We start from the raw sequence: 11,543 nt of genomic DNA, 5'->3' as shown, positions 1-11,543 counted from the left end.
CTATGTCATTGCTGAGCACTTTACCTATAACCACATGTTACTTTGGGTCTAAAACGAACAAACGGCTCCCAACTGTTGCCAGCTAGGAGCCGAATGTGAATTATATCACACGATTACTCGTTAATCGTTAGTTTCTTTACATCGCCATCGCGAGTGATCAGCACATAACCGTCTTCGAGTGGTAGCGGCCCGACAGCAAAACCACTTGAGTCAACTTGCTGCATCGAAACAAAATCACCGCTATCACGCTCAAGCCAGTACAAATAGCCTTCACTATCACCGACCACCAAATAAGAGTCGATAATCACTGGCGATGTGACTAAACGGTTTTCTAATTGATCATTATTCCACAGTTCAGTGCCGCTACGAGCATCAACAGCGATCAGATGATCGTTCTCTGTGACGACATAAAGACGACTGGCATCACTCGCCAAATCGGAGGCTGACGAGTAATTGCGTTTCCACGCAGGCTTACCCGAGCGCAAATCAATGGCAGTCAACTGACCGTTGTAACCAACGATATACAGCGAACTTCCAAGAATCAGAGGGGAAGCATCGACGTCAACCAAACGGTCAATTTCAGTCGCGCCCTGCGGTTTGCCGATAGGTTGCTGCCAGATCAACTGACCACGCTCAACAATCGCTGCGGCCAAACGTCCATTTGCTGTTCCCCAGAACACACCACCTGAAGCGGTAACGGGAGCGCTGTTGCCACGCAATGTTAAGTTTGGCACTTCAGTACTAATCGTCCATTTAGACTCGCCAGTCACTTGGTCTAGAGCCAGCAAAATACCTTTGTTGGTGTGAATGATAACCAAATTGCTATCGGTCGCGGGTGCGGCCAGAACTTCGCCATCCACTTTTGCTTGCCAGTTCAGCTCACCGGTTTCTTGATCGAAAGCGAACACGTGCCCATTTTCGCTACCAATAAAGATTTGTCCGTAGCCTGCCGTGATACCACCTGATAGTCGGGCAGAGACATCCCCTTCAACATCTGCTTGCCAAATGAGGGTGCCATTTTGAGGGTCAAGCGCCTTGACCATGCCATCTCGGCTGGCAACAAAGACCTTATCATAGGCATACTCAGGCGTTAACTTGGAGTAATACTGACCGACGCCATTACCCACTGAATTGCTCCACTGACTCGTGGGGGTAAATTCACTACTAACTTGAGGCACTGGCGCCATGATAACGGTATCTTCTTCGCTGGCACACCCGGCCAACACACCGATACATATTGCGCTTGCAAGGGCTTTTTTAAGCAAATTCTTCATCCAGTGCCCTTACTTGGCTAGATCATCCAATTTAAGCTGCAGCGTTTGGCTCGCATCACCTGACTGCTGCGATTCGGTGTAAGCGGCGTACGCGCCCTGCTCATCTCCTTTGCGCAGCAAGATATCACCTTTGAGCTCAGCCACTCGACCGGCCCAACTTTGATCGTCAATGTTAGCCAGTTGTGCGATAGCACTGTCGAACTCCCCTTGCTCCGCTTTAACACGAGCGAGACGATAATTGATAACGGCAGCCAGTGCAGTGTCTTGCGTCGAACTTTTTGCCCACTCAAGCTGAGCCACGGCTTCGTCAAGATTGCCTGCCTCTACTTGGACTTTGGCCAACTGAAGCGCGGCCAGTGTGGCATATTCAGTCTCTTTATTCGCTTCAATAAAAGTCTGTACTCCCGACTCCGCACTCGCGCCTTGCTCGGCAAGTTGCTGTACCGCTTGAGTATAACTTTCAGAGGCGGCTTCTTGAGCGGCAATCACTGAGTCTTGATAGTAACGCCAACCAAATAGACCACCCAGACCAACAACGGCACCAAAGATCACCGCTTTGCCGTTCTCTTTCCACCAATCTTTGATCGCTTCTACTTGTTGTTCTTCAGTATCGTAGAGTTCCACTTCCTGTCCTCTTAAGCCAAAGTGGTGACTGTCATCACCACTGAGATATTTGATAAATAATTAAACCAGCTCTGAGAGCTTGGCCATAACGTCGTTTTGACTGAACGTGTCTTGGCTACCACCAATGAGATCTTTAAGCACAACCGTACCATCGGCCACTTCGTTCTCACCTAGCACAAGTGCCACTGCGGCCCCGACTTTGTCAGCACGCTTAAACTGCTTCTTAAAGTTGCCGCCACCAAAGTGGTTCATAACACGAAGCCCTGGAACTTGCTCACGTAATGACTCTGCCAGCTTCATGCCTGCCATCATGGTGCCTTCCCCAGCGGTGACCATGTACACATCGACGCTGCGACGTACTTCGGTAAGCTCTAACGTTTCGAGCATCAAGACCAAACGCTCTAAGCCCATGGCAAAGCCCACCGCGGGCGTTGCTTTTCCGCCGAGTTGCTCTACCAAGCCGTCGTAACGCCCACCACCACAAACGGTACCTTGAGCGCCAAGGCTCTCTGTAATCCATTCAAAAACGGTACGGTTGTAATAATCTAAACCACGCACCAGTCGCTGGTTAACTGTGTATTCGATACCTGCCGCATCAAGAAGTTCACACAAGCCAGCAAAATGTTGCTTTGACTCTTCGCCCAGGTAGTCAGACAGACGTGGTGCGTCACCAAGAACGGCTTGGATCTCTGGGTTCTTGGTATCAAGTACGCGCAGAGGGTTAGTGTGCATACGACGCTTTGAGTCATCGTCGAGAATGTCGACATGTTTTTCTAAGAAAGCAACCAAAGCGGTACGATAATCCGCGCGGTCTTCGACAGAACCAATTGAATTGAGCTCTAAACGGACGTGCTGATCGATACCCAGCTCGCGCCATAGGCGGGCTGTCATCATGATAAGCTCTGCGTCAACGTCTGGACCATTGAGACCAAACACCTCTACCCCACACTGGTGGAACTGACGGTATCGACCTTTTTGTGGACGCTCGTGGCGGAACATCGGCCCCATGTACCAAAGACGCTGTTCGTCACGGTTGATAAGGCTATTTTGAATACATGAACGTACACAACCTGCCGTCCCCTCAGGGCGCAAGGTTAAACTGTCGCCATTGCGATCATCGAAGGTGTACATCTCTTTTGAAACCACATCGGTCTCTTCACCAACAGCACGACTGAACAGATTTGTTTCTTCAACAATCGGCATGCGCACTTCATTGTAACCGTATGCGCTAATCACGTTTTTTACCGTGTTTTCGAGTTTCTGCCACAGTGGAGATTGAGTTGGGAGGCAATCGTTCATGCCTCGAATTGCTTGAATTGTTTTTGCCACAATATTTACCGTAATGTTAATTACTTACCGTAATCTTGGTTGAGATTAACCTTGCACTTTGATGTTGATGCGGTTCTGCTCATCCATCACTGCTGCTTTGGCGCGAATCTTAGCCTCTAACTGAGCGACCAAGTCTTGATTGTCGAAACGCTCTTTTTGACGCTTACCGTCTTCGTAGAAAGCGCTCTTCTTATTACTGCCCGCTAAACCTAGATGAGAGACTTCCGCCTCGCCGGGACCATTGACCACACAACCGATAATCGACACATCCATCGGAGTAATGATGTCTTCAAGGCGCTCTTCAAGCGCGTTGACAGTGCCGATCACATCAAATTCTTGGCGTGAACAACTTGGGCAGGCAATAAAGTTGATGCCGCGTGAGCGGATGCGCAAAGACTTCAAAATATCGAAGCCGACTTTGATCTCTTCCACCGGGTTGGCGGCGAGTGAGATACGTAGCGTATCGCCAATCCCTTCAGCTAGCAGCATGCCTAGGCCAACCGATGATTTCACTGCGCCTGCGCGCGCACCGCCCGCTTCAGTGATGCCTAAGTGCAGGGGTTGATCGATCTTTTTAGCCAGTAGACGGTACGAGTCGACCGCCAAAAAGACATCCGACGCTTTCACGCTCACTTTAAACTGATCGAAGTTAAGGCGATCTAAAATATCGACATGACGCATCGCTGATTCTACAAGAGCTTCTGGTGTCGGTTCGCCATATTTCATCTGGATATCTTTCTCCAGCGAGCCACCGTTGACACCAATACGAATCGGAATATTTTTGTCGCGAGCACAATCGACCACTGCGCGAATACGCTCTTCGTTACCGATGTTACCCGGGTTAATACGCAAACAGTCGACGCCGTATTCTGCCACTTTTAACGCGATACGATAGTCAAAGTGAATATCCGCCACTAGCGGGATATTGACTTGCTGTTTGATCTGTTTGAACGCTTCAGCAGCGTCCATGGTCGGTACAGAGACACGGACGATATCTGCACCCACATTTTCCAGTGATTTGATCTGCGCAACAGTCGCCGCAACGTCTGTTGTACGTGTGTTGGTCATTGACTGCACCGCTATAGGGGCGCCGTCACCAATAGGTACATCGCCCACGTAGATACGAGTCGATGGGCGACGTTTGATCGGAGATTCGTGTTGCATAGTAATGTCTAAGGTAAGTTGAATCTTGCTACTTTGCCCGAAGTATACCCAGAAAGGTCGACAGGTTCACTCGCTAATGTCATTGAAACGTTTTCGGGCGCTCCTAAAATCACGCTGTAAGGCAGTTCACCCTGAAGGTTCAGTTCTTGGCCAGGCTTCTTAACGCCCGTCGATAACGTTTTACCGCTCGCGTCTTTTACTTGGATCCAGCAGTCGTCAGTAAATGACATCTGCAATAGATTAGTCGCAACGGCAGGTTGTTCAACCACAGTTTGAGGTTCTACCACCTCTTCTACCGTTGGTGGCTCTATGTTGTCTAGCGTTTGTACGGCCGCGGTCTCTTCTATGATAATGGTTTCTGCTGTTGGCGTTTCATCATCGGTTTGATCCATCGGGGCTTCAGCCGCTTGTTCATCGGTCAAGCTTGGTTGCTCAGCCACAAGTTCTGACTCGCTATCCGCTAAAGTGGTAAAGTCGAGTTCTGGTTGCGCCTCTTGCTCTAACTGCTGCTCTTGCTCAGTAGCCGTGGTGAGATCCACCATGTCGACGTCTTGGTTTTGCCACCACCACACCGAAGAAATCCCCAAGATGACGGCAAAAATGCCCCAAGTTAAGGTCATGATGCGACTGTCATGCTGCTCACGTTTGGTTTTGCGTGAAAAGCTTTTCATCGGCTGCTCTTTCGGTTCGGCTTCTTGACAGCCTTCTAGCGCTGAAAGAACCAAAGCTTCATTTAGATTGACGGCTTTGGCATACGAGCGAAGATAGCCACGAGTAAAGGTCGCCACCTGATCCAGTGCGAAATCGTTATTTTCAATGCTTTGAATAATTGACAGGCGCAATCTAAGACGGTCTGCAATCTGCTTTTGTGTCAGACCAAGCGCCTCACGTTGTTGCTTGAGAATAGTGCCGGCTTGTGGTTGTTCTACGTTGTCTTCGCTGGGTTGGACTTGTTGTTCAGCTGTCATGACTATAATAAATCTCTTGTTCAATAGCCTTGGTTAATTTTGGGCTTAATTATTCTTTGTTGGTATATGCCGAAAAACCAAAGTCGATAAAATCGAGGAAAACTCCTCATACGATGCAAAAAAACACGCTCCACTCAAATACAGAGAAATATCTCTAAAGCGCTAACCTTCCATTCTAATAGATATCATAGATGAAACAACATAGTGAAAGTGGATAATTTACAGTCAGCTCAAGGTTTTTCACTATTTTGACAGAGAGATCGCGGCAAGATGTAACAAAAAAGCCAGAGCTAGGCTCTGGCTTGGGTATAAATCGAATAAAGCTTATGAAACCGCTTTAACTTCAATCGTCTCACCTTTGGCGGCTCTGATCGTTGCGGTACGTTTAGTACGGTCAATCACATCACCAACCAACTGTCCACAGGCCGCATCAATATCATCGCCACGGGTCTTACGTACAGTGACCGTATGTTCATATTGCATCAAGGTTTTCTGGAAACGGTCAATACGTGAGTTACTTGGCTTCTTGTATGGCGAACCAGGGTAAGGGTTAAACGGAATCAAGTTAATCTTACACGGAGTATCTTTCATCAGCTCCGCCAGCTCACGAGCGTGCTGCATATCGTCATTGACATGGTCAAGCAATACGTACTCAACGGTCACTTTGCCTCGGTTTGCGTTCGATGACGCAATATAACGACGCACAGATGCCAAAAAGTCTTGGATATCCCAACGGTCGTTGATCGGCATAATTTCGCTGCGTAGCTTGTCGTTCGGAGCATGCAAAGAAATCGCCAGCGCGACATCAATCTTGCCTGTCATTTGATCCAAGCCTGAAACAACACCAGAGGTCGACACCGTCACACGACGCTTAGACAGACCAAAGCCTAAGTCATCCAACATGATCTCAAGTGCAGGAATGAGGTTTTTCATGTTCAGTAGCGGCTCACCCATGCCCATCATCACCACATTAGTGATCGGGCGACGGCCAGTCTCTTTCTCGAGACCGATTTCACGTGCTGCACGCCAAACTTGCCCGATGATTTCCGACACTTTCAAATTACGGTTGAAACCCTGCTGCGCCGTAGAGCAGAATTTACACTCCAGAGCACACCCTACCTGAGAGGAAACACACAAGGTCGCGCGGTCATCTTCTGGGATATACACGGTTTCCACATCTTGGTCACCGACCTTCATCGCCCACTTAATGGTACCGTCCGAAGAGTGTTGAGCCTCGGCCACTGTCGGCGCTTTTATCTCACAACGGTGTTGCAGCTTCTCACGTAACTTTTTATTAATATTGGTCATGTTATCGAAGTTATCGACACCGAAATGGTAGATCCACTTCATTACTTGGTCGGCACGGAATGCCTTTTCGCCGAGCTCCTCAGCAAAAAATTGACGCATACCTTGGCGATCAAAGTCGAGTAGATTGATTTTTTCAGTGGTCATGTGGCCTCTCAAACGACGGAACATTAATTAAGGGCGCGAATTGTACAGCCTTTATGCAGGGACAACAAGCGTTGTAAAGCCCTGTATTTGTTAAGGCGTTAATATCGCAGTGGTTATTTTTTATACAGAAAACATACACCCCGTGGATGACGAGGCGTAAGCGCTTGAAGTGCTGAATCAGTCGGTAGAAATCGGCGATCAGCTAGTCTCTGATGGGAACTAGCTCGCTGTACGTTTGATTTGATCGACAATGGCTTTTAACCCATTGCCACGTGAGGGGCTTAAGTGTTCAATCAGGCCAAGCTGAGCAAAATAATCATCCACGTTAAACGCTTGGATCTGCTCGCGGGTTTTACCATCAAACGCCGCCATCACTAATGCGATCAAACCCCGCACAATGCGCGCGTCGGAGTCAGCGCAAAAGTACCAAACCTCACCCACTCGTTGGCTCACTAACCATACCTGGCTCTCACAACCTGACACTGTCACTTGTGCCGATTTTAGCGACTCAGGCATCACTGGCAGCTTTTTTCCCCACTGGATGACTTGGCGATAGCGGTCTTCCCATCCACGCAGTGCTTGCATGGTTTGCACTATCTGCTCTGCATCAATGTCTTGACCAAACGGTGATTGAGGAAAAGGCGACATATTACTCTCCAACTAGTTGCGATACTTTTGAATCAGTTTTTCTACAATGCGTGACACCGCGACAAACCCAAAGGTCGCCGTGACTACGGTAGCAGCGCCAAAACCACTGGCGCAATCCATGCGTTTCGGTCCTTCCGCGCTCGACTTCATCCCACATACGCTACCATCAGGTTGCGGATACTTAAGCTGCTCAGTCGAAAATACACAGTCGATGCCAAACTTACGCGCTGGGTTAGTTGGAAAGTTATGATGACGACGCAAGGTATCTTTAATCTTTTTCGCCAAAGGATCTTGGATGGTTTTGGTGAGATCCGCGACCTTGATTTGAGTCGGGTCAACTTGTCCGCCCGCGCCGCCCGTGGTGATCACTTTGATTTTGTTACTCCGACAATAGGCCAGCAGCGACGCTTTCGCCTTGACGCTATCAATCGCATCCAGCACATAATCATACTCTTTGGATAGGTACAGATGCTGATTGTCTGGAGTAATAAAGTCGTCGATTAGGTTCACTTTGCACTCCGGGTTGATCAACTTAACCCGCTCGGCCATCACCTCAATTTTGCTTTGTCCCACCGTTCCAGACATCGCATGGATTTGGCGGTTAATGTTGGTCACACAAACATCATCCATATCGATCAAGGTCAGTTCACCCACTCCGGTGCGCGCCAGAGCTTCAACCGCCCATGAACCCACGCCACCGATACCAATCACGCACACGTGCGCCGCGCGCAGAATGTCAACTTCACTGTGACCATAAAGGCGGCGCGTACCACCAAATCGTTGGTTGTAGTGTTCAGAAGCAGGAGTGTCTAATTCGCGCATATCGATTGTCCGCAGGGTGTAAAAACAAAGAGTGCGATTTATACGCACTCTTGAGAAAAATGTCTAGGCTATTGCAACTTCTCCGGCGGCAACGCCCAAGGCGCTTGAGTCGGACTCTCTTCGAGCCCTAACTTCCAAACTCGGCCAAAATGTTTATAGTGGCCCGCCTCGGTACCCGCCCGTGGCCCCATCCCGTGATAGAGATCGAGGTGGTTCTGTTTTACCGCCCCACCTGTATCTAATACGATCAGTAAACGCAGTTGATGGGCTCCACTCCAAGTGCCATCGGGATTAAGCAAAGGGACTTCAGCTAAAATTGGCGTGCCCATAGGAAAAATAGAGCGGTCACCAGCGACAGAAGCCATAGCTAATAGCGGAATGCCGGCAGACCCGGTCACTGGCGCATCGGCTCGGGGCTCAAAGAAAACAAACGATGGGTTTTGCTCTAGCAGTTCTCTCACTGTCGATTCATCGTTGGCTAGCACCCACTCTTTGATCGCCTTCATCGACATTTTCTCTCGTGGGACTAAGTCGCGTTCGATCAATACTCGGCCGATACTGACATAGGCTTTATTGTTCTTACCACCATAAGCAAAATACTCAAGTGTGTCGTCATCTTCAAAATGGACAAAGCCACTGCCCTGCACTTCCATCAAAAACGGATCGATCAGATTCGCCGCGTACCCCAGCTCCAAGCCGAGCCCGTCGAGTGCACCATTATAAATCTGGGCTCGAGTCGGGCAATCCATCTCACAATCGGGTTTTGCATACACAGGGTATTTAAACCTTTCGTTCGGTTCGTGGCGCAGTTCCATCACTGGCGAGAAGTAACCGGTAAATAACACGTTGCCTCGTTTGTCTCCCCCCCCTAATTGCGCCGCTTGAATACCGTAAGCAGCGAGTTCTGTCGGTTCACCGCTTTGAAGCACCCATTCATTGAGTTTTTCATACAAAGGTTGGTAGATTTTTGCCATCGATGGTGAGTTCGTCACTACTTGCTCTGCTTGACGGTGAAACTCAGTAAAATCTCTCGGTTTATCCGACTCAACAAGTGATGATTTATTCAAAATTGATGCGAACTCTTGATCACCATATTGTTGCGCGCGGTCGGTCGGTTGAGCGCAGCCGAACAGAACGCTGGCCGCGACAAGTGGGAGGTATTTTTTAAACACGAGATAGATCCTTATTGAGCGATGCAATGAGGATGACAAACTTACCTAGAATTCGCAATATATCAGTGGTTAACGAATGTGATCTTTTTATTTTTCTGACAAACGATAAATCGGTTGATAATGCGGCTGCGAAACCAGTTGGATCTGGGTCAGTTGTTCATCTAGTACTTTGAAACGGCGAGTATTGTCGCCGACCTGATATTCCAGATAAGAACCGTCCCAGCTAAAATGGGTATCAATGACCCCACCATTGACCGTGACACCAGCAGCACTGAGCACAAAACTCTCACGGCTATAAGCTGCAACGTCCTGCTCTACCCAAGTCCCGTACATCTTCGACTTGGGATAGACTTTTTCTAAGTAAACATCATACAGTTGACTGACGAGCAACAGCGAAGCGATCGCTGCCAACAGTGCACCAATCACAATGACTCGCTCAACCGTTTTCCGATTTCGATGGTTCAAGCTATTCACTCTGTTTGTTTCCAATAAACGACTGGTCATTTCACCTACTTATTGAGTAATTGTTAACTAACGATGGGATTTGCGCGAGTTTGTTTTGTCTAAATCTTCACTAAGCGCCGTTTATCTGCGCTGCCACGAACGATACTTCAATGAAAAAATACTTGTTCACAACGGAATAAAATTGCAGTATATCCACATATAAATTCATCATTGGTTGTTACTGTGAAACTAAGAAGTACCGCTCTTGTAAAAGGCTTCAGACAATCGGCACCTTACGTCAATGCTCACCGCGATAAAATCATGGTCATCATGCTCGGCGGAGAGGCGTTCGCGGACGGAAATTTTTCCAATATTATCAGCGATCTAGCTTTACTTCATAGCTTGGGGGTTAAAATTGTGCTCGTTCATGGAGCGCGGCCACAAATCAATCATCTATTAGAGCAGAATCAATACGCGAGTCCGTATCATAAAGGGGTGCGCGTAACCGATGAAACCTGCCTCAACTATGTCATGCAAGCCGCGGGACAGTTGCAGTTAGCGATTACAGCCCAACTGTCAATGAGCTTGAGTAACACCCCAATGGCAGGTACTCAGCTGAATGTCGTTAGCGGTAATTTTATTATTTCTCAACCACTTGGGGTCGATGACGGTGTCGATTACTGTCATAGCGGTAAAATTCGTCGAATCGATACCCAAGGTATCAATCGCATGCTCGACCAAGGCTCTATCGTTTTACTCGGGCCTATCGCCAGCTCTGTTACTGGTGAGTCATTTAATTTGCTATCAGAAGAAGTCGCAACCCAGGTCGCGATCAAACTTAAGGCAGACAAGCTGATCGGCTTCTGCTCGGAGCAAGGCATTATCGATGAGAATGGGGAAGTGTTTGCAGAACTGTTTCCTAAAGAAGCGGAAAAGATTTTAGCAGAGCTAGAAAACAGCAGCAGTAACGGCTGTGAGAACTCATCGGGAACGCTACGCTTTCTGCGCGCGGCGACGGCGGCCTGTCGAGCAGGTGTGCCTCGCAGTCACTTGGTTAGTTACAAGGTCGATGGAGCCTTGATCCAAGAACTGTTCTCTCTTGACGGTATTGGTACCCAAGTGGTCAAGGCGAGCTCAGAACAAGTTCGTGTCGCGGATATCGATGACATTGGCGGCATACTCGACTTAATTCAGCCGTTAGAGCAACATGGCGTGTTAGTGCGACGCTCTCGTGAACAACTCGAACAAGAGATCCACCAGTTTACGATCATCGAAAAAGACGGACTGATCATCGGCTGCGCGGCCCTTTACCCATACCCCGAAGAACGCATGGCCGAGATGGCTTGTGTGGCTATTCATCCTGAGTATCGCGATGGTAACCGTGGGCTATTATTGCTTAATCACATGCGTTTGCAGTCAAAAGCACAAGGCATTGAGCAGATTTTCGTACTCACCACCCATAGTTTGCACTGGTTTAGAGAGCAAGGATTTCATGAGATGGGAGTCGATTTCCTCCCAGCGCATAAACAGAACCTCTATAACTACCAGCGTAAGTCAAAAATCCTCTCACTTGAGTTATAGCTCAATGAGTTATCTCACTTATGAGATCTTGTTGCATTAATTTTCTTAAATAGTCGCTTTATTTC

Annotated in this window: 11 protein-coding genes; 1 reads left to right on the top strand and 10 read right to left on the bottom strand. The window is 48.4% G+C overall.

Annotated features, from left to right (window positions below):
• Nucleotides 1-113: 113 nt before the first annotated feature.
• The 10 genes from bamB to FCU94_RS03580 form a co-directional block, all read right to left on the bottom strand.
• Nucleotides 114-1,274 (bottom strand): outer membrane protein assembly factor BamB, encoded by a 1,161-nt coding sequence (gene bamB / locus FCU94_RS03625; RefSeq protein WP_176287183.1) that lies wholly within the window; start codon nucleotides 1,272-1,274, stop codon nucleotides 114-116.
• A gap of 9 nt (nucleotides 1,275-1,283) precedes the next feature.
• On the bottom strand, nucleotides 1,284-1,898 hold the full coding sequence (locus FCU94_RS03620) for a YfgM family protein (protein WP_176287182.1): 615 nt from the start codon (nucleotides 1,896-1,898) through the stop codon (nucleotides 1,284-1,286).
• Between the two features lie 60 nt (nucleotides 1,899-1,958).
• Nucleotides 1,959-3,227, bottom strand: coding sequence for a histidine--tRNA ligase (gene hisS / locus FCU94_RS03615; RefSeq protein ID WP_176287181.1), 1,269 nt, complete (start codon nucleotides 3,225-3,227; stop codon nucleotides 1,959-1,961).
• A 45-nt stretch (nucleotides 3,228-3,272) separates the two neighbouring features.
• Nucleotides 3,273-4,391, bottom strand: a complete 1,119-nt coding sequence (ispG, locus tag FCU94_RS03610; protein ID WP_176287180.1) for a flavodoxin-dependent (E)-4-hydroxy-3-methylbut-2-enyl-diphosphate synthase — start codon at nucleotides 4,389-4,391, stop codon at nucleotides 3,273-3,275.
• Nucleotides 4,392-4,399: 8 nt separating this feature from the next.
• Nucleotides 4,400-5,359 carry a cytoskeleton protein RodZ gene (rodZ, locus tag FCU94_RS03605; protein WP_176287179.1) on the bottom strand — a complete coding sequence of 320 codons (960 nt, stop codon included), beginning with the start codon at nucleotides 5,357-5,359 and terminating at the stop codon, nucleotides 4,400-4,402.
• Nucleotides 5,360-5,683: 324 nt separating this feature from the next.
• Nucleotides 5,684-6,811, bottom strand: a complete 1,128-nt coding sequence (locus tag FCU94_RS03600; protein WP_176287178.1) for a bifunctional tRNA (adenosine(37)-C2)-methyltransferase TrmG/ribosomal RNA large subunit methyltransferase RlmN — start codon at nucleotides 6,809-6,811, stop codon at nucleotides 5,684-5,686.
• Nucleotides 6,812-7,030: 219 nt separating this feature from the next.
• Nucleotides 7,031-7,459 carry a cysteine desulfurase sulfur acceptor subunit CsdE gene (gene csdE, locus FCU94_RS03595; protein ID WP_176287177.1) on the bottom strand — a complete coding sequence of 143 codons (429 nt, stop codon included), beginning with the start codon at nucleotides 7,457-7,459 and terminating at the stop codon, nucleotides 7,031-7,033.
• Nucleotides 7,460-7,471: 12 nt separating this feature from the next.
• Nucleotides 7,472-8,281, bottom strand: a complete 810-nt coding sequence (gene tcdA / locus FCU94_RS03590) for a tRNA cyclic N6-threonylcarbamoyladenosine(37) synthase TcdA (RefSeq protein ID WP_176287176.1) — start codon at nucleotides 8,279-8,281, stop codon at nucleotides 7,472-7,474.
• Nucleotides 8,282-8,349: 68 nt separating this feature from the next.
• Nucleotides 8,350-9,453, bottom strand: coding sequence for a murein transglycosylase A (mltA, locus tag FCU94_RS03585; RefSeq protein ID WP_176287175.1), 1,104 nt, complete (start codon nucleotides 9,451-9,453; stop codon nucleotides 8,350-8,352).
• 87 nt (nucleotides 9,454-9,540) lie between these two features.
• Nucleotides 9,541-9,957, bottom strand: coding sequence for a DUF2850 domain-containing protein (locus FCU94_RS03580; RefSeq protein ID WP_176287174.1), 417 nt, complete (start codon nucleotides 9,955-9,957; stop codon nucleotides 9,541-9,543).
• 183 nt (nucleotides 9,958-10,140) lie between these two features.
• Here FCU94_RS03580 and argA point away from each other — a divergent pair, with 183 nt between their 5' ends.
• Entirely contained in the window at nucleotides 10,141-11,478 is a 1,338-nt protein-coding gene (argA, locus tag FCU94_RS03575; protein ID WP_176287173.1) for an amino-acid N-acetyltransferase, read from the top strand.
• Nucleotides 11,479-11,543 lie beyond the last annotated feature (65 nt).

The sequence above is a fragment of the Vibrio sp. JPW-9-11-11 genome, from assembly GCF_013369335.1.
GTDB lineage: Bacteria > Pseudomonadota > Gammaproteobacteria > Enterobacterales > Vibrionaceae > Vibrio.
This window is presented reverse-complemented; position numbering and strand designations above follow the sequence as displayed.

Coding starts and splice junctions, on each gene's coding strand:
- bamB (WP_176287183.1), bottom strand. CDS start 1,274: ATGAAGAATTTGCTTAAAAAAGCCCTTGCAAGCGCAATATGTATCGGT.
- ispG (WP_176287180.1), bottom strand. CDS start 4,391: ATGCAACACGAATCTCCGATCAAACGTCGCCCATCGACTCGTATCTAC.
- rodZ (WP_176287179.1), bottom strand. CDS start 5,359: ATGACAGCTGAACAACAAGTCCAACCCAGCGAAGACAACGTAGAACAA.
- FCU94_RS03600 (WP_176287178.1), bottom strand. CDS start 6,811: ATGACCACTGAAAAAATCAATCTACTCGACTTTGATCGCCAAGGTATG.
- csdE (WP_176287177.1), bottom strand. CDS start 7,459: ATGTCGCCTTTTCCTCAATCACCGTTTGGTCAAGACATTGATGCAGAG.
- tcdA (WP_176287176.1), bottom strand. CDS start 8,281: ATGCGCGAATTAGACACTCCTGCTTCTGAACACTACAACCAACGATTT.
- FCU94_RS03580 (WP_176287174.1), bottom strand. CDS start 9,957: ATGACCAGTCGTTTATTGGAAACAAACAGAGTGAATAGCTTGAACCAT.